Raw genomic sequence first — 17,260 nt, 5'->3', positions numbered from 1 at the left:
GCCGTGGAGGTCGCGTGGGTCCGGGCCCGATCCAGGCGGTCCCCTGGGGTTGTTCGGTGCTGGTGAGGGGCCAGCCGAACAACGGTGTGCGGCGGTCGAATGGCTCAAGGACGCGGCCGGGACGGGCCATGGGGCAGCGGTCCGAACCCTGCGAGGGGAGGGCTCGGGCCGTCCCGCCCTCCTGGATGTGTCCGCACACACCATCCGCGACAGGCTGGAGGAGAGCCATGCACGGACGTCATCACACCCGGCACCTCACGGCCGGGCGAAGAGGCCATGAGGCGATCGCGACGCGGCGCCGGCCGCAGGTCTCGGTACCCGGCCCGGCCGCGGGGGTGGTCACGGCATGACGTACCCGGCGTACGAACCCGGTCCGCCCCTGCCGCCGGAGCCCTCCGGGCCGCCGCAGCCCCCGGCCTCCGCCGACCCGTGGGCGGTGGCTCTCGGCAACGCGACGCTGCTCGGCATCGGCTATCTGCTGCTGCGCCGGTGGCGCCTGGCCGCGACCGCCGCGCTCGGCACGGCCGTGCTCCTCGACCTCACCGCCTCCACCGCCCGGAGCCGGTACGAGATCCTGCTGCTGCTGTGGTGGGCGGCCGGCATCGCCCACGGCTGGTTCCTGGCCCGTCGCCGCCCGGAGCGGGCCGTACGACGCGGGCAGCGCGCGGGGACGCTCGGGCTCGCGCTCGCGGTGGTGCTGACCGCCGTACTGCTCCGCGTCGACGCGTACGGCATCGAGAACCGTGTGACCGAGGCCCGCGAGGGCGGCGACTGCGAGGCGGCCGTCGCCGCGCAGGGCGAGGTGGGGTGGAGCCACCGGCTGGCGGGCGCGCCGGTGGTGGCACCCGGCGACGCGGTGGTGACGGCGTGCCACCGGCTGGACGGGGCGGCGGCCACCCTGGCCCGCGCCGCGCGCAGGGGCAGCACGGAGGACCTGCGGCAGGGCTTCGGCACGCTCGCCGGCGTCCTCGACGAGCCCGGCAACGAACGGACCGTCAGGACGGTCCTGGACGCCTTCCTCGACGGCCTGCCCACCGACGACTCCTGCAACACCGCCGCCCTCACCGCCTGGCTCCGCGACCGCGCCCCCACCCACGACGTCCTGGAACGCTCCGCCGGCCCGGCGGCACGCACGGAACCCGCCGCCCTGGTGGGCTGCGGCGACCACCTGATGACCGAGGACGCCTGGCAGCAGGCGCGGACCCACTACCAGCGGCTCCTCGACACGTACCCCGACGACGCCCGCGCCGGCAAGGCCCGCGACGGCGTCCGCGAGGCCACCCTCGCCATCGAACTGGACCATGTGCGCGGCCTGGTCGAGAACACGTCCGGCGCCGACTCCGGCTACTGCTCCAGGCCCGCGAAGTACAGCGGTGCCCCGCCCTACCGCAAGGGCACCCACCGCGCCCTGTTCCTCGGCGACTCCGAGTACACCGACAAGCTCCCCGGCTCCTGGCGCACCGGCGACCCGGCCAGGGCCGCGCTCGTGGTCTGCGCGGGCGCGGCGGAGAACGGGGCCGCCGTGCAGACCTGCTACTACGAGAACGACAAGTCGAGGTACCTGCCCCACCAAGTCACCTTCTACAAGGTCAAGATCCCCCTGAAGGTCTACGAACTGCGCACCGGCAAGCGCCTCGACCCGCGCTCGGTCCAGATCGGCGGCGGCAGCTGCCCGAGGGTCCTGCGTTACGAGTACTACATGTACGACCTGGGGCCGGGCGACCAGTTCGTCTCGACGACCAAGTCCGGCGTACGGGACGCGTTCCGGCCGGTCGTCCGACGGTGACCGTCCGGTCTCCCGGCCCGGTCCGGCCCGTCACGCCCGCGACCCAGGGCCAGGCCGTCGACAGCTCGACCGGCAGCCCCAGTGCGACTCAGCAGCAGCGTCGGAACGGGCTACCTGCGCGCCTGACTCCGCACCGGCACGCCGGGCGAGGGCCTCGCCCCCGCCCGCCGTGCCCGCACCGCACGGATCCCCAGGAACACCAGCAGCCCGAACGGCGACAGCAGGATCGTGAGAAGCAGCAGCGGTCCCATCAGCAGGGCGGAGATCTCCAGCCGCCGGCTCTCCCGGTACATCCACTGCCCGATCAGCAGATCCCAGGCGATGACCTGCGCCCAGACGGCACCGGCACCGTCCGGCAGGGCCGTCAGCTCGCGGAAGCTGCCGAGGTCCGGACTGCTGACCGCCGTCCACAACTCGGGGAACACAGGCACCGCGAGCGCGACATACACGAACAGCACCGGCAGCACGGTCAACGGTGACCCGGCGATGCGAGCGGTCGGTCCCCACGCCGGCGCGAAGATCATGAGCAGCCAGACGGGCGCGGCCAGGAGGAAGGAGAGCTCGAAGAGGAAGCCGGTCATGACACGAGATCCTTCGAAACGGGAGCACTTGTCGCGTCCGCCGCCCCGTGTGCACGGGACGTCCGGCCCGCCCGCACGGCCCCGTACACCCCGAGAGCGACGGCGATCAGAATCAGGCTGGCCGCCCCCAGCGTCGCCCCGTCCGGGCGGGTCAGCGGCCGGCCGCGCAGCGCCTGCCAGAGGAGCAGCGCGAAGACGGCGGCGTACGCGCCCGAGGCGAGCAGCACGAGACGCAGTCGGACCCGCTCGTCGGCGAGACGGGCGAAGCGCGGTGCGAGGACGGTCAGCAGCATGAGCAGCAGCGGCAGGAGTTGCAGCGCGTGCATGCCGAAGAAGTGCGGGATCCGCAGATCACCACCGGTCGTGGACCAGCCGGTCAGCGGCATCGAGGGACCCCCGTCCGGCACGCCCACGCTGTGCGCACCGACCACCTCGGAGACACCGCGCCGCTGCCCCGGCGCGGGCTGGGTCATCAGGAAGCCGACGGCCGCCCCGGCCAGCGCCAGCAGGATCCCGCAGCGCATCGCCCAGGCGGACGCCCGGTCGGTGATCCGGGCGCGCAGCAGCAGTAGGGCGACGATGAGCGTGCCCGCCCACAGGACGACGACCGTGACGGCCATCGCGTTGAACAGCGCCTCGTCGAACGGTGTTTCGTGGTTGAAGTGGCTGCGCTTGCCGCGGACGACCTGCCCGGTGATGATCACCATCTCGACGAGGCTCGCCAGCGCGACGACGGTCCCCGCCCACCAGCCCACGCGCCGCCGGCCGGGGAGAAGCGACAGCATCCAGGCGAGCGAAAGGCAGTACGCCACGAACGAGACCGCGAACTTGAACGGCTTGGCCCAGATCGGGGCCCCCACGAGGACGCGGTCGTCGACCACGATTCCCACGGCGGACACGACGGCCATGACCGCCATCGCGGCCGAGAACACCACCAGCGGCCGATGCCAGGACGTACGTAAGAACACCATGCCCACCCCTGAGCTAGACAAGCAGCAAATGGATAGCGGCACTATCCGCTATCAGATAGCCCCACTATCTATCATGAGAGCCGAGTCGGCAAGGGCCGGCACGACGTGCAGGGCGAAGGGCAAGGAGTGAACGGACATTGCGCATCGGTGAGTTGAGCCGGAAGACCGGGGTGCCGGTGCCGACGATCAAGTACTACGTCCGCGAAGGGCTGCTCCCCGCAGGCGAGTTGACCAGCCGCAACCAGGCGAGCTACGACGAGACACACGAACGCCGGCTTCGGCTGATCCGCGCCCTGCTCGACGTCGGCGGCATGAAGGTGGCGGAGATCGCGGACGTACTGGCGGCCGTCGACGACCCGGAACGCCCGCTGCACAAGGTGCTCGGCGCGGCAGCCGACCGCATGGGCGGCCCGGCTGCCGACCAGGACGACGTCGAATCGGCGGCCGCCCGCACCACCGTGACCGACCTCATCTCCCGACGCGGCTGGCGCACCCACGAGTCGAACCCCGCCGCCACCGACCTCGCCAGAGCCCTGGCCGCCCTGACCCGGCTGGGCCACGGAACCTTCGCCGAACTCCTCGACACCTACGCCGAAGCCGCCGAGCAGGTGGCCCGGGCCGACCTCGCGTACGTGGACCGGCGCGTCGCGGTCGAGGACATGGTGGAGGGCGTGGTCATCGGCACGGTCCTGGGCGAGGCGGTGTTCAGCGCACTGCGCCGCCTGGCCCATGTCGACGCGTCGGCCAGGCTGTACGGGGCGGAGGGCGGGACGAGCTAGTCGGCGGGTCGCCTTCCGGACTCCCGGTGGGCCGCGCCAGGGGCCGTTACCGTGTACGCCCTATGGACATACGCGGGGGCTTACGGGAGTGGTGGGAGCGCGGCCGGGTGCTGGGGGCGGCCAATCCGTTCCTCGTCGACATCGGTGTCGCGCTCCTCGTCCAGGCCGCGATGACCATGCCGTTCGTCGTGCCCCGGGCGGCCGGGGCACCGCCGGCGACCTGGGCCGCGTACGGGCTCAGCACGCTCGGCGTGGTGCCCCTGGTCTGGCGGCGGCGTGCTCCCGTCGCCGTGCTGTTCGCGGTGCTGGCCGCCAACGGGCTGTACCGGCTGACCGTGGACGGGCCCGGGCAGCCGTTGCCGTACGCCGGGCTGGTGGTCGTGTACACGGTTGCCGCACTGTCGCCCGCCCGCAAACGGCTCGTCACCGGGCTCGTGCTGCTGGTCGCCGTGCCGGTGGGGGTGTGGCTCAACACCCGGTCGGCCCGTGAACTGACCTTCTCCGTCTTCGTGTTCGCCGCCGCCTATGTCTTCGGGCGGCTCACCGACGCCCGTCAGCGGGCCCACCGCGTCGAGGCCGAGCAGGCCGCCGCGCGCGAACGGGCCCGGATCGCACGGGAGATGCACGACATCCTCTCCCACGCCGTGAGCCTGATGATCGTGCAGGCGGAGGCCGGGCCGGTGGCCGTGCGGGCCGCGCCGGAGCGGGCCGAGGCCGCCTTCGACGCCATCTCCGCGACCGGACGGGACGCCATGGAGCAGTTGCGCCGGATGCTGGGTGTGCTGCGGGTGAGCGACGGTGTCCCCCTGCGCGAACCGCAGCCCGGGATCGCGGAGTTGCCCGATCTGTGCGACCGGGTGCGGGCCGGCGGTGGGCTGGAGGTCGTGTACCGGACCGCGGGGGCCGTCCGGCCGGTGCCGGGGGCCGTCGCGGCGACCGTCTTCCGGGTGGTCCAGGAGGCCCTCACCAATACCGTCCGGCACGCCGGTGCCCGTACCGTGACCGTACAACTGACCTACGGAGACAGCGACTTGTGTGTATGCGTGGCCGATGACGGGCGTGGGCCGCAGGCCGGGGGCGGCGGGCGCCGGGGCGGGCACGGGCTCGTCGGGATCCGGGAGCGGGCGGCGGCGCTCGGAGGGAGCGCGGTGACCGGGCGGGGAGCGGACGGGCGGGGGTTCGAGGTGCGGGTGCGGATTCCCGTGGCGGCGGTGGTGGAGGCGGGGCGGTGACGATCCGGGTGGTGGTCGCCGACGACCAGGAACTGGTGCGCAGCGGCTTCGCGCTGATCCTGGACGTCCAGCCGGACATCGAGGTCGTCGCGGAGGCGGGCGACGGGGCCGCGGCCGTCGAGGCGGTGCGGCGGCACGCCCCCGACGTGGCGCTGCTCGATGTGCGCATGCCGCGCATGGACGGGATCGAGGCCTGCCGGGCGATCAGCGCCGCGGGCGACTGCCGGACGGTGATGCTCACGACCTTCGACTCCGACGAGTACGTGTACGACGCGCTGCACGCGGGCGCGAGCGGCTTCCTGCTCAAGGACGTCCGCCGGGACGACCTCGTGCACGCGGTCCGGGTCGTCGCCCGGGGCGACGCGCTGCTCGCGCCCTCCGTGGCCCGGCGTCTGGTGGAGCAGTACACGCGCTCCACGAGGCATCCCCGGCCCGCCGCCCGCCTCGACGTGCTGACCGGGCGGGAGCGCCAGACGCTGCTGCTGCTCGCCCGGGGCCTGTCCAACGCCGAGATCGCCGCGGAGCTGGTGGTCAGCGACCACACGGTCAAGACGCATGTCGGCAACGTGCTGGCCAAGCTGGGCCTGCGGGACCGGATCCAGGCCGTGATCTGCGCGTACGAGACCGGGCTCGTCGCGGCCGGGGATCCCCCGCCCGGGGGAGCGGACCGGGCCGGCCCCTCCCCCTCGTCGGCGAGAAACTGACCCTCCGAGACCCCTCGCGGGGGTGATCCGCCCGGCACCGCCGGTCCCGAGGATGGAGCCGCACACCACAACAACGGCTCACATCCACGGAGTTGACCATGTCCCGTACCGCTTCCCTGCTGGCCGCCGTGCTCCTCGCGGGAGTCGTGGCGGGGCCGTCGGCCCTCCCGGCCGCCGCCGCCACGCCTCCCGACCGGGCCTCCACCCACCTGGCCGTCCAGCACCGGAACCCCGCCCTCGCCGCCGCCATCGCCGGTCTCCCCAGCGCCGACGCCACCGCCGCGCTCGTGCGCGTCGGAGGTGACGAGGGCGTCTGGCGGGGCAGTTCGGGCGTGCACGACCTGCGCAGCGGCCGGCCGGCCGATCCGGGCGCCCGCTTCCGCGCCGGTTCCGTGACCAAGGTCTTCACCGCGGCGGTCGCCCTGCAACTGGCCGCCGAGGGCAGACTGGACCTGGACCGCAGCGCCCGCTCCTACTTGCCGGAGCTGATCCCGGCGTCGTACGGGGGCGTCACCGTCCGGCAGCTCCTGAACCACACCCACGGCATCCCGGCCCCCGACTTCCCGGGCACCACGGTCGAGGAGGTGTACGCCGACCGCTTCCGGGTCCACGACCCCCGGGACATGGTCCGCTCGGCGACCTCCAAGAAGCCCGAGTTCGCCCCGGGCGAGCGGCAGCACTACCTCAACATCGGGTACACGATCACCGGCCTGCTGATCGAACGCGTCACCGGTGACACGTACGAGCATGAGGTCGCCCGGCGGATCCTGCGCCCGCTCGGGCTGCACGGCACCTACCTGCCGGGGAAGAACCCGCACATCGCCGGCCGGCACAACCACGGCTACCAGACCATGCGGCTGGACGACGGCACGACCGGGCTGCGCGATGTGTCCGTGTGGGGATCCACGGACGGCTGGGCGGCCGGGGACCTCATCTCGACCACGGCAGACCTCGAACGGTTCACCGACGCCCTGTTCCAGGGCCGGGTCGTGCGCGGACCGCTCCTGGAGGAGATGTTCACGCTGCCCCGGGTGACCGACTTCAAGAACGGGAAGCCGGCCGCGTATGCCGCCGGCCTCTCGATGAAGGTGCTGGGCGGGCGCGAGGTGTGGGGGAAGACGGGCGGGCGCTGGGGATACAACGCCGCCATCGCCTCCACCCGCGACGGCTCGCGCACCCTCGTCTACAGCGTCAACTCCACGGACGCCAAGGGCCAGGACATGAACAAGGTCGCGGAGAACATCATGGTGGCGGTGTACGGGCGGCCGTAGCAGCCCTCACACGGTCGGCGGAGCGGCCCGTACGAGGCCCGTCTGGTAGGCGATGACGACCAGTTGCGCACGGTCGCGGGCGTTCAGCTTGGTCATGGCCCGGTGGATGTGGGTGCGGACGGTCAGCGGGCTGAGCGTGAGGTCCTCGGCGATCTCGGTGTTGGACCTGCCCTCCGCGGCCAGGGCCATCACCTCGCGTTCGCGGACCGTGAGGTCGGCGAGGCGCTCCGGTGGTGCCAGGTGGCTGTCGGGGGCCGGGGCCAGGAGGAAGCGGGTGATCAGGGAGCGGGTGGCGCCGGGGGACAGGAGCGCCTCGCCGGAGGCCACCGTGCGCAGGCCGGCCAGCAGGGTGTCGGCGGTGACGTCCTTGCCGAGGAAGCCGCTGGCACCGGCCCGCAGCGCCTGGGCGACGTAGTCCTCGGTCTCGAAGGTGGTCAGGATCAGGACGCGGGTGGCGGACAGGTCCGGGTCGGCGCAGAGCTGGGCGGTGGCGGTGAGGCCGTCGGTGCCGGGCATGCGGATGTCCATGAGGACGATGTCGGGGTGGTGGGCGCGGGTCAGCTCCACCGCCTCGGCGCCGTCGGAGGCCTCGGCGACCACCTCCAAGTCCGCACAGGAGTCGATGAGGATCCGGAAGGTGGCCCGCAGCAGGGCCTGGTCGTCGGCGAGCAGCACCCTGATGGTCATGGCGTGGTTCCTTCGGCGGGGAGGGTGGTGGGTTGCAGCGGGAGGGCCGTGGTGACCTCGAAGCCGCCCTGGGGGCGCGGGCCGGCGCACAGTTCGCCGCCGATGGAGTGGGCGCGTTCGCGCATGCCGATGACGCCGAAGCCGCGGCTGCCGTGAGGGGCCTCGGCCGCCGGCTTGCCGGTGCCGTCGTCGGTGACCGTGATCAGCAGGCGGGAGCCGGTGTAGGCGAGGCGTACGTGGGCGGCCTCGGCGGTGGCGTGCTTGGTGACGTTGGTGAGCGCCTCCTGCACGATCCGGAACGCGGTCAGGTCGACGCCGGGCGAGAGCGGCTGCGGTTCCCCCTCCGTGATGACGGTGACCTCCAGGCCCGCCGACTCGCACGCCGAGACCAGCTCGGGCAGCCGGGCCAGGCCGGGGGCCGGTTCGAGCGCCGTGGAGCCGGGGCCGGTGTGGTCCTCGTGGTCGTCCTGCCGCAGCAGGCCCAGGGCGGCCTTCAGTTCCCGGAGCGCGGAGGACGTGGTGCCGGTCAGGTCGGTGAGGATCTTCCGGGTCTGCTCGGGGTGCGTGAGGGCGAGGTGCGCGGCCGTGCCGGCCTGGGCGTTGGCCAGGGCCATGTGGTGGGCGACGACGTCGTGGAGCTCGCGGGCGATGCGCATCCGTTCCTCGGTGACGCGCAGCCGGGCCTCCTCCTCTCGGGTGCGCTCGGCGTGTTCGGCCCGGGCCTGCACGGCATGGAGGTAGGCACGCTGCAGCCGCGTCATGTTGCCCGCGGCGAGGGGCAGCATCAGCCAGAAGAACGGGCCGATCGTCCTCAGCAGCAGCGAGAGGTGGTCCATGGAGTGGGAGAACACGGCCGCGACGATCACCGCCAGCATGGTGATGATGCCGTAGAGGCGGGTGGTCCTGCGGTCGGTGAGGGTGGCGAGCCAGTACAGCGCCGCCATGACCGGGGCCAGCAGCAGCGGCGTGACCAGATAGCCGAGCGCGACCGCGGCCACCGTGCAGCCCCCGGACACGACGACGGCGGTGCGCGGGTGGGTGCGGTGCTTGAGCAGGACGAGGCACGCGACGCCCATGAGGACGGTGGCGGCCGGGTCCTGGTCCGGCGGCTCGGCGCTGGGCAGGGTGAGCGAGCCGCCGAGGGCCGCGCAGCCCATCAGCGCCAGGACCATCGCCAGATCGACGAGGATCGTGTGGCGCGCCGAGAACTCCTCCAGGCGATCCGCGTAGCGCCGCTCCAGGGTGATGCTCATCGGGCTCTCCGGGGGGTGGTGGGCTGGGGACCATGGTGGTCGACGCCGGGCGGGAACGCCCGAGTGGCCGCCCGTGTCCTTCGCCACGGGCGGCCCTGGTGCGGGGCGTGTCAGGTGCGCGCCGGCTCCCGGTCCGGTGTGGGGTCCGGGGCCGGTTCCCGCTCCGGCCGGCTGAGGGCCTCGCCCTCCACGTCGACGCGGGGCAGGGCCCGGTCCAGCCACCTCGGCAGCCACCATGCCCGCTGGCCGAGCAGGGCGAGGACGGCCGGCACGATCGCCATCCGGACGACGAAGGCGTCGAACAGGACGGCGGAGGCGAGCCCGAACCCGATCATCTTGATCATGGAGTCGCTCTCGCCGATGAACCCGGCGAACACCGCGATCATGATCAGGGCCGCCGCCACGACCACCCGGGCGCTGTGCCGGAAGCCGGACGTGACCGCCTGCGCGGGCGACTCGCCGTGGACGTACGCCTCCCGCATCCGTGAGACGAGGAACACCTCGTAGTCCATCGCGAGGCCGAAGACGATGCCCACCAGGAAGATCGGCATCAGGCTCATGATCGGGCCGGTCTGCTCCACCCCGAAGAGCTGCGCGCCATGGCCCTGCTGGAACACCACGACGACCGCGCCGAGGGAGGCCAGCACCGACAGCAGGAAGCCGAGGGCCGCCTTGAGCGGGACGAGCAGGGACCGGAAGACCACCAGCAGCAGCACGATCGCCAGGCCGACGACCACGGTCAGATAAGGAACCAGCGCGGCCTGCACCTTCTCCGCTATGTCGATGTTCATCGCGGTGGTGCCGGTGACCTCGTAGCTCGCGCCGGTGGCGGACTCGATGCCGGGCCGCTCGCCCCTGATGGTCGTCACCAGGTCCTTGGTCTTCTCGTCGGTCGGCGCGGTGGACGGCACGACGGAGAAGACGGCGGTGTCACCGGCGCCGTTGAAGCGGGCCGGGGAGACGGACACGACGCCCTTCGTGGCGCCGATCTCCCGGGCGATCTCGTCCGCGGCGCCCTTGGCGTCGGTGGCGCCCCTGCCGTCCACGACGACGGTCAGCGGCCCGTTGAAGCCCGGCCCGAAGCCCTCGGCGAGCGCGTCGTAGGCGCGGCGTTCGGTCGTGGACGTCGGCTTGGCCTCGTCCCCGGGCATGCCCAGCTGGAGGCCGGCCGCGGGCAGGGCGAGGGCGCCGAGGCCGACGACGCCGAGGAGCAGCACGGGTATGGGGCGGCGCAGCACGAACCGGGCCCAGCGGCTGCCGCCGTTGTCGCCGTCGCTCTCCTCGATCCGGCCGCTCTTGCGGGCCCGCCGGGTGAGCACGGCGTTCGGCCAGAAGCCGAGGAAGGCCGGGACGAGCGTCAACGCGATGAGTACGGCGACGACGACCGCGCCGGCGGCGGCCAGGCCCATCTTGGTGAGCATCGGGATGCCGACCACGGCGAGCCCGGCCAGCGCGATGACGACGGTGAGCCCGGCGAAGACGACCGCGGACCCGGCCGTGCCGGCGGCGAGTCCGGCGGCCTCCTGCGGGGCACGGCCCTTGGCGCGTTCCTCGCGGTAGCGGGAGACGACGAACAGGGCGTAGTCGATGCCGACGGCGAGGCCCAGCATCATCGCCAGGGTGCCGGTGGTGGTGGACAGGCCGAGGGCCTGGGACAGGGCGAGGATCGCAGCCATGCTGACGCCGACGCCGATGAGGGCGGTCAGCAGGGGCAGCCCGGCGGCGGCCAGGGAACCGAAGGTGACGAGCAGCACGACGGCGGCGATCGAGACGCCGATCACCTCGGCCGTGCCGCCCGGCCCGGCGTTGTCGGCCAGCGCGCTGCCGCCCGCCTCGACGGTGAGCCCGGAGTCCCGGGCCTGGTCGAGGGCGTGTTCCAGGTGGGTGCGGCTGGCGTCGGTGAGGTCGTCCACCCCGACCTTGTAGGTAACGGTCGCGAAGGCGGTCGAGCCGTCCTTGCTGATCGTCTTCGCCTGGAACGGGTCGACGGCGCTCGCGACCTGCGTGCCGTCGCCGAGGCCGGTCACGGCCTTCTCGATGGCCTGCTTGTTCTCGGCGGCGGTCACCTTCTCGCCGCCGGACGCGATGAAGACGACCCGGGCGGTCGCCCCGTCGGCCGTGGCCCCGGGGAAGCGCTGCTCCATCAGGTCGAACGCCTTCTGGGACTCGATGCCGGGCATCGAGAAGCCCTCGTCGGCGGCCCCCGGCGCCCGGAGGGCACCGAGCCCGACGGCGGCCAGGACGGCCGCCCAGACCAGGGCGACGTACCAACGTCGCCGGAAGGCCAGTCGGCCCACTCGATACAGGAAAGTAGCCACGGCAGCGGGTCTCCACATCTGGGTGTCGATCGTCTGCCAAGGCTCTCCGGCGGCGAGCCGTCCCGTCGTCGTGCGGCTGCCGACAATCCGGCCTACTCGGAACGCAGTACGAGCGGGCCGCCCGTACACCTCGGGTACGAGATTCCCGGGCCATCCGGCTCGGCCTGTGCTACCGTCGTTGTTGTTGCAGTTTTGGTTCCCAGAGACTTCGAGTGCTCTATCGACCTTTGTCGACGAGCACTCTTTTTAGTTGCCGAGGATTTTCGGATCTCTCCGAGGGTGATCATTTCAGCGACTCCGAGTCCGTAAAGTGCGGGTCTCGGGTTTGTCCCCCTAAGGGAGATTCAGCATGGCATCTGGCACTGTGAAGTGGTTCAACGCGGAAAAGGGCTTCGGCTTCATCGAGCAGGAGGGTGGCGGTCCTGACGTGTTCGCCCACTACTCGAACATCGCCACCTCCGGCTTCCGCGAGCTTCAGGAAGGCCAGAAGGTTACCTTCGACGTCACGCAGGGCCAGAAGGGCCCGCAGGCCGAGAACATCGTGCCCGCCTGACGCTGACGCGTCCGACGTGACCGGGGCCCGCACCGTGAGGTGCGGGCCCCAGCCTCGTTCTCATCCAAAACCCGGCTCAGTGTTGCGAATCCTGGTGCGGCCCCTCCCGGCTGCCGGGAATTCCCCGATACGTGTGCCGCATCGAGGAAGGATCCCCTTGGATCGCACCGCTCGCAAGAACAACGGCTCGCCCCACTCCCGTAAGGCGGCGGGCCGAAGCGTCTCCGCCCGTACGGCCGGTGCGGGCCGCGGCGGCCCCCGGCGCCGTACCGCGCCCGGCGGGGAGTTCGCGCCGCCGGCCACCCTCACCCCGGCGCTGCCCGCCGTGCACGACTTCGCCGGACTCGCCCTTCCCGAGCGGCTGTTGACCGCGCTGCGCGCCGAGGGCATGACCGTGCCGTTCCCGATCCAGGCGGCGACGCTGCCGAACTCCCTGGCCGGCCGGGACGTGCTGGGCCGCGGGCGCACCGGGTCGGGCAAGACGCTCGCCTTCGGTCTCGCCGTGCTGGCCCGCATCGACGGGCAGCGGGCCGAGCCCCGGCAGCCGCTGGCCCTCGTCCTCACCCCCACCAGGGAACTGGCCCAGCAGGTCACCGACGCGCTCACTCCCTACGCCCAGGCGTTGCGGCTGCGGCTCACCACGGTCGTCGGCGGCATGTCGATCGGCCGCCAGGCGAGCGCGCTGCGCGGCGGGGCCGAGGTCGTCGTCGCGACGCCCGGCCGGCTCAAGGACCTCATAGACCGTGGTGACTGCCGCCTGGACCGGGTCACCGTCACGGTGCTGGACGAGGCCGACCAGATGACCGACATGGGCTTCATGCCGCAGGTGACCGCCCTGCTCGACCAGGTGCAGCCCGGGGGCCAGCGACTGCTGTTCTCGGCCACGCTGGACCGCAACGTCGACCGCCTGGTCCGTACCTACCTTCACGACCCCGTCGTGCACTCGGTCGACCCGTCCGCCGGCGCGGTCACCACGATGGAGCACCACCTGCTCCACGTGGAGGACGACGACAAGCACGCCACCACGACGGAGATCGCCGCCCGCGACGGCCGCGTGATCATGTTCCTGGACACCAAGCACGCCGCCGACCGGCTCGCCAAGAAGCTGCTGGCCGTCGGGGTGCGCGCCTCCGCCCTGCACGGCGGGAAGTCCCAGTCGCAGCGCACCCGCACCCTGGCCCGGTTCAAGGACGGCGAGGTCACGGTCCTGGTGGCCACCAACGTCGCCGCCCGCGGCATCCACGTCGACAACCTCGACCTGGTCGTCAACGTGGACCCGCCCGCCGACCACAAGGACTATCTGCACCGCGGCGGCCGGACCGCCCGGGCCGGCGAGTCGGGCACCGTCGTCACGCTGGTCCTGCCCCACCAGCGCCGCGAGACGGCCCGCCTGATGGCCGACGCCGGGATCACGCCGCGCGTCACCCGGGTCCGCTCGGGCGCGGCCGAACTGACCCGCATCACCGGCGCCCAGGCGCCCTCGGGCGTGCCCGTCGTCCTCACCCCGCCGCCCTCCGACAACGGCCCCGCGCGCACGGGTTCCGCCCCGCGCGCCCGCCGCGGCAGGCCCTCCCGGGGGCGCCGCCGCTGAACCGCTCCGCGGGTTGCTCCCCGGCGGGTCACGTCGGGGAGGCCGTGGGCGAAGAGGGCGGGGGCGGAGGACCTGGCGGTCGGCACCCCGCCGTGCGCTCAGGTGCCGGTCCGTGTCCGCGACAGCCGTATCACCGTCCCCTCCCCGTTCGACGACAGGAGCAGGGAGCCGTCCGGGGCGGCGGTGAGACCCGCGAACCGGGGGGCCACGCCGGGGAGGCCGTGGGCGAAGAGGGCCGGGGTCTGGCGCGGTGCGGTCCCCGCGGGGGTGCCGACCGACAGGTCTACCGCCTCCACGCGGGTGTCGCCCGTCGTGAGGGAGACCGACCAGAGCCGGCGGTGCGCGGTGTCCACGGTGAAGAGGTCGTCGCCGTGGACGGCGAGGCCCTGCGGGGTGCCGAGGCCGTCCGCGACCGGCACCGGCTCGCCGTCGTCGAGGCGGAGTACCGCCCCGCGCCGCTCGTCGCTGACGTAGCAGCGGCCCTCCGCGTCGAGCGTGACGTCCACGGGGTGGTCGAGGCCTTCGGCCAGGACCGTGACCGTGTCCGTCCCGTCGATGGCGATGACGCGGCCGGCGCCCGTCTCGGCGACGACCAGGGTGCCGTCGGGGCGGGCCGTGATGCCGAGGGGCTGGTCCAGGCCGGTCGCCCTGGTGCGGGTGGTGCCGGTGGCGGGGTCGTAGGTCTGGACGGTGCCGAACTGCGAGGTCGTGTGCAGGACGTCGCCGTCGGCCGTGATGCCGTGGACGAAGGGCTGGAGGATCTCCGTGGTGACGTCGCCCGACGCGCCGGGGTCGGGCTCCTCCGGGCGGGTCACGCGGTAGTGGTCCGCCGCGTACACCGTGCCGCCCAGGTCGATCGTCACGCCGTAGGGGCCGTCCAGGCCGCGCGGTACGACGGGGCGGGTGCGTCCGTCGGGGTGGAGCTCCGTGATGCCGCCGCTGGCGAAGCTGGAGACGAACATGCGGTTCTCCCCGTCGAACGCGGCGTTGTCCAGGCCCGTGACCCCGCTGGTGACCAGGGAGCGGGAGCCCGTGCCGCGCAGGTCGACGCGGGTGACGATGCCCTCGGGGCCGCGCGACAGCACGTGCAGGACGCCGCCCTGGTCGAAGCGGACCGCGACCGGGTCGTGCACGTCCTCGGCGACGACCTCGGGCACTCCGCCGTCGGGGGGTATGCGCCAGACCTGATTGCCGACCATGTGCGGGTAGTAGAGGCAGCCGTCCGGGCCGAGCTGCATGGCGTTGCCGAGGGCCAGCCCGTCGGTCAGGACGACCGGGTCACCGCCCCCGGGGAAGAGCTCCAGCAGCCGGCCGTTCATCCGCATCTCGTTGACGAACAGCCGGTCGCCGACGCACGTGATGCCGTTGGGCACCTTCACCTCGTCGGAGACGAGGCCGTACTCGCCCCCGGGGCTGCGGCGCCACACCCGGCCGGGGACCAGGTCGGCGATGTACATCGACCCGTCCGCCCCGAAGGCCAGGTCGTCGGGCGACTGGACCGGGCCGTCCGGCGGGACCACGACCTCGACGTCCCCGGTGGCCGGGTCGACGGCGCTGATCTGCCCGGCGAGGAACTGCGCGACGTACAGCCGCCCGTCGGGGCCGAACGCGACACCGTTCGAACCCCACAGCGGATTCGGCGAGTTGAGGCGCCGGGCCGCCCAGCGGGTGCTGCGCACGCCACTCGCTTCGTGGCTGCTCGAACGCCCCGTCACGAGCCCAGCACCTCGTCCATGCCGCCCTCCGCCCGCCAGCGCCGGATCAGCTCGTAGAACGCGATCGGGCCGTCGCCGTACGACTCGCTGCGGGGTCTCGGCATGCCCTCGGCGTTGTAGTAGCCGGGGGTGCACTCGGACTGGAACGCGTACAGGTCCACCGACTTGGTACGGATCACGTCCCCCCAGGCGGCCTCCGCCTCGGCCGTCGGCTCCACGCACCGGACCCCGCGCCTGCGCGCCTCGGCGATCACCTCGGCGACGTGCGTGGCCTGCTCGTCCAGGACGTGCACGTAGTTCACGGAGCTGGCGGACTGCACCGAGCCGAGCATGAACAGGTTGGGGAAACCGCGGCTGTAGAAGCCGTGCAGGGTCCTCGGGCCGGTCTTCCCCCAGGCCTCCAGCAGGGCCACGCCGTCCCTGCCGTACGCGGGGAGCTGCCCGGACAGCAGCCCGGAGACGCCGACCTCGAAACCGGTGCCGAAGATGACGCAGTCGACCTCGTACTCCACCCCGCCGGCCACGACGGCCCGCTCCGTGACGCGCTCCACGCCCCCGTGGCCGGACGTGTCCACGAGGGTGACGTTCGGCCGGTTGAAGGTCTCCAGGTAACCGTCGCTGAACGTGGGCCGCTTGCACATGTAGCGGTACCAGGGCTTGAGCTTCTCGGCCGTCGCCGGGTCCTGGACGATCGCGTCGACCCGGGCCCGCAGCTCGTTCATCTTCTGGAAGTCGGCGATCTCCTCCAGGCGTTCGCGCTCCTCGGGTATGAGGCCGGTGAAGCCGTCGGTGGGGATGAGCTTCTGCTGGAGGCGGGCGGTGCTGGTCCAGCCGTCGGCTACGAGGTCCTCGTCGGCCCCGGCGCCCGTGACGACCGCGAGGAAGTTGTCCCGGCGCCGCCGCGCCCAGCCGGGCTGCAGCGAGCCGGCCCACTCGGGGTCGGTGGGGCGCTGTCCGCGCACGTCCACGGAGGACGGGGTGCGCTGGAAGACGTACAGGTGCTGGGCGTCCCGGCCCAGGTGCGGCACGACCTGGATGGCGGTGGCGCCGGTGCCGATGAGGGCGACGCGCTTGTCGGCGAGCTTGTGCAGTCCGCCGCCGGCGTCGCCGCCGGTGTAGTCGTAGTCCCAGCGGCTGGTGTGGAACATATGGCCCTTGAAGGACTCGATGCCTTCGATGCCGGGCAGTTTGGGCTGGCTGAGCAGGCCGGTGGCCGCGACGACGTGGCGTGCGGTCATGCGGTCGCCGCGGTCGGTGGTGACGAGCCAGGCGGACTCGCCCTCGTCCCAGCGCAGTTCGCTCACCTGCGTCCGGAAGCAGGCGTCGCGGTAGAGGCCGAAGTGCCGGGCGATCGCCTGCGCGTGCTGCCGGATCTCCTCGCCCGGCGCGTACTTCCACTTCGGGACGTAGCCGAGCTCCTCCAGCAGCGGCATGTAGACATACGACTCGATGTCGCAGTGGATGCCCGGGTACCGGTTCCAGTACCAGGTGCCGCCGAAGTCGGCTCCCTTCTCGATGATCCGGACGCTCTCCACGCCGGCCTGGCGCAGCCGGGCACCGGTCAGCAGGCCGCCGAAGCCGCCGCCGACGACCACGACGTCCACGTGGTCCTGCAGCGGCTCCCGGGTGAATCCGGGCTCGGCGTACGGGTCCTCGTCGAAGTGGCCGAACTCGCCGGTGGTGCGCCGGTACTGGCGGTTGCCGTCCGGGCGGATCCGCCGGTCGCGCTCGGCCCGGTACCGCTCGCGCAGGGCGTCCGGGTCGAAGTCCAGGGCCGGCAGGGGAGTGTGGGGGGCGGACATGCGTGTCCTCTTCCTCT

14 protein-coding genes are annotated in these 17,260 nt (G+C 72.8%); 7 read left to right on the top strand and 7 right to left on the bottom strand.

The features are described 5' to 3' along the window. Window positions 1-346 precede the first annotated feature (346 nt). A complete protein-coding gene (locus QF034_RS21175; RefSeq protein ID WP_307176435.1) occupies window positions 347-1,786 on the top strand; it encodes a hypothetical protein in 1,440 nt (479 codons plus the stop codon). Window positions 1,787-1,896: 110 nt separating this feature from the next. On the opposite strand, the gene QF034_RS21170 is transcribed toward QF034_RS21175, so the two are convergent. Both QF034_RS21170 and QF034_RS21165 read right to left on the bottom strand, forming a co-directional pair. Further along, window positions 1,897-2,367, bottom strand: coding sequence for an ABA4-like family protein (locus QF034_RS21170; protein ID WP_307176434.1), 471 nt, complete (start codon window positions 2,365-2,367; stop codon window positions 1,897-1,899). Then, window positions 2,364-3,284: a hypothetical protein gene (locus QF034_RS21165; RefSeq protein WP_307179939.1), complete on the bottom strand. Its 921-nt coding sequence runs from the start codon at window positions 3,282-3,284 to the stop codon at window positions 2,364-2,366. The genes QF034_RS21170 and QF034_RS21165 overlap by 4 nt, the downstream gene beginning before the upstream one ends. A 191-nt stretch (window positions 3,285-3,475) precedes the next feature. On the opposite strand from QF034_RS21165, the gene QF034_RS21160 reads away from it, so the two are divergent. The 4 genes from QF034_RS21160 (at window position 3,476) to QF034_RS21145 (ending at window position 7,324) form a co-directional block, all read left to right on the top strand. Further along, the gene (locus QF034_RS21160; protein ID WP_307176433.1) at window positions 3,476-4,117 is read left to right on the top strand and encodes a MerR family transcriptional regulator; all 642 of its coding nucleotides are present in this window, start codon (window positions 3,476-3,478) and stop codon (window positions 4,115-4,117) included. Window positions 4,118-4,179: 62 nt separating this feature from the next. Beyond that, window positions 4,180-5,349: a sensor histidine kinase gene (locus QF034_RS21155; protein ID WP_307176432.1), complete on the top strand. Its 1,170-nt coding sequence runs from the start codon at window positions 4,180-4,182 to the stop codon at window positions 5,347-5,349. Next, window positions 5,346-6,053 (top strand): response regulator, encoded by a 708-nt coding sequence (locus QF034_RS21150; protein WP_307176431.1) that lies wholly within the window; start codon window positions 5,346-5,348, stop codon window positions 6,051-6,053. The genes QF034_RS21155 and QF034_RS21150 overlap by 4 nt, the downstream gene beginning before the upstream one ends. A 98-nt stretch (window positions 6,054-6,151) precedes the next feature. Further along, window positions 6,152-7,324: a serine hydrolase domain-containing protein gene (locus QF034_RS21145; protein ID WP_307176430.1), complete on the top strand. Its 1,173-nt coding sequence runs from the start codon at window positions 6,152-6,154 to the stop codon at window positions 7,322-7,324. Window positions 7,325-7,330: 6 nt separating this feature from the next. On the opposite strand, the gene QF034_RS21140 is transcribed toward QF034_RS21145, so the two are convergent. From QF034_RS21140 to QF034_RS21130, 3 genes are all read right to left on the bottom strand, one after another. Then, window positions 7,331-8,011 (bottom strand): response regulator transcription factor, encoded by a 681-nt coding sequence (locus QF034_RS21140; protein ID WP_307176429.1) that lies wholly within the window; start codon window positions 8,009-8,011, stop codon window positions 7,331-7,333. Next, window positions 8,008-9,264: a sensor histidine kinase gene (locus tag QF034_RS21135; protein WP_307176428.1), complete on the bottom strand. Its 1,257-nt coding sequence runs from the start codon at window positions 9,262-9,264 to the stop codon at window positions 8,008-8,010. The genes QF034_RS21140 and QF034_RS21135 overlap by 4 nt, the downstream gene beginning before the upstream one ends. Before the next feature lie 110 nt (window positions 9,265-9,374). Further along, window positions 9,375-11,582, bottom strand: a complete 2,208-nt coding sequence (locus tag QF034_RS21130; RefSeq protein ID WP_307176427.1) for an MMPL family transporter — start codon at window positions 11,580-11,582, stop codon at window positions 9,375-9,377. 349 nt (window positions 11,583-11,931) lie between these two features. Here QF034_RS21130 and QF034_RS21125 point away from each other — a divergent pair, with 349 nt between their 5' ends. Together QF034_RS21125 and QF034_RS21120 are read left to right on the top strand one after the other, a co-directional pair. Continuing rightward, window positions 11,932-12,135, top strand: coding sequence for a cold-shock protein (locus QF034_RS21125; RefSeq protein WP_010032345.1), 204 nt, complete (start codon window positions 11,932-11,934; stop codon window positions 12,133-12,135). Window positions 12,136-12,292: 157 nt separating this feature from the next. Further along, a complete protein-coding gene (locus QF034_RS21120) occupies window positions 12,293-13,726 on the top strand; it encodes a DEAD/DEAH box helicase (protein ID WP_307176426.1) in 1,434 nt (477 codons plus the stop codon). A 98-nt stretch (window positions 13,727-13,824) separates the two neighbouring features. Here QF034_RS21120 and QF034_RS21115 read toward each other — a convergent pair whose 3' ends face one another. Both QF034_RS21115 and QF034_RS21110 read right to left on the bottom strand, forming a co-directional pair. Further along, window positions 13,825-15,441 carry an SMP-30/gluconolactonase/LRE family protein gene (locus QF034_RS21115; protein ID WP_370880825.1) on the bottom strand — a complete coding sequence of 539 codons (1,617 nt, stop codon included), beginning with the start codon at window positions 15,439-15,441 and terminating at the stop codon, window positions 13,825-13,827. Further along, window positions 15,438-17,243 carry a flavin-containing monooxygenase gene (locus tag QF034_RS21110; RefSeq protein WP_307176424.1) on the bottom strand — a complete coding sequence of 602 codons (1,806 nt, stop codon included), beginning with the start codon at window positions 17,241-17,243 and terminating at the stop codon, window positions 15,438-15,440. Before QF034_RS21110 ends, QF034_RS21115 begins: the two co-directional genes overlap by 4 nt. Window positions 17,244-17,260 lie beyond the last annotated feature (17 nt).

Origin of the sequence: Streptomyces africanus (assembly GCF_030816955.1) — a bacterium.
Classification (GTDB): Bacteria; Actinomycetota; Actinomycetes; order Streptomycetales; family Streptomycetaceae; genus Streptomyces; species Streptomyces africanus.
The sequence above is the reverse complement of the archived record's forward strand: the minus strand, read 5'-3'. Positions and strand labels throughout refer to the sequence as shown.

What these genes read in the sequence shown, in the direction of transcription:
- QF034_RS21175 (WP_307176435.1), top strand. Translation starts at nt 347, where the DNA reads ATGACGTACCCGGCGTACGAACCCGGTCCGCCCCTGCCGCCGGAGCCC.
- QF034_RS21170 (WP_307176434.1), bottom strand. Translation starts at nt 2,367, where the DNA reads ATGACCGGCTTCCTCTTCGAGCTCTCCTTCCTCCTGGCCGCGCCCGTC.
- QF034_RS21165 (WP_307179939.1), bottom strand. Translation starts at nt 3,284, where the DNA reads ATGGCGGTCATGGCCGTCGTGTCCGCCGTGGGAATCGTGGTCGACGAC.
- QF034_RS21155 (WP_307176432.1), top strand. Translation starts at nt 4,180, where the DNA reads ATGGACATACGCGGGGGCTTACGGGAGTGGTGGGAGCGCGGCCGGGTG.
- QF034_RS21145 (WP_307176430.1), top strand. Translation starts at nt 6,152, where the DNA reads ATGTCCCGTACCGCTTCCCTGCTGGCCGCCGTGCTCCTCGCGGGAGTC.
- QF034_RS21140 (WP_307176429.1), bottom strand. Translation starts at nt 8,011, where the DNA reads ATGACCATCAGGGTGCTGCTCGCCGACGACCAGGCCCTGCTGCGGGCC.
- QF034_RS21135 (WP_307176428.1), bottom strand. Translation starts at nt 9,264, where the DNA reads ATGAGCATCACCCTGGAGCGGCGCTACGCGGATCGCCTGGAGGAGTTC.
- QF034_RS21125 (WP_010032345.1), top strand. Translation starts at nt 11,932, where the DNA reads ATGGCATCTGGCACTGTGAAGTGGTTCAACGCGGAAAAGGGCTTCGGC.
- QF034_RS21110 (WP_307176424.1), bottom strand. Translation starts at nt 17,243, where the DNA reads ATGTCCGCCCCCCACACTCCCCTGCCGGCCCTGGACTTCGACCCGGAC.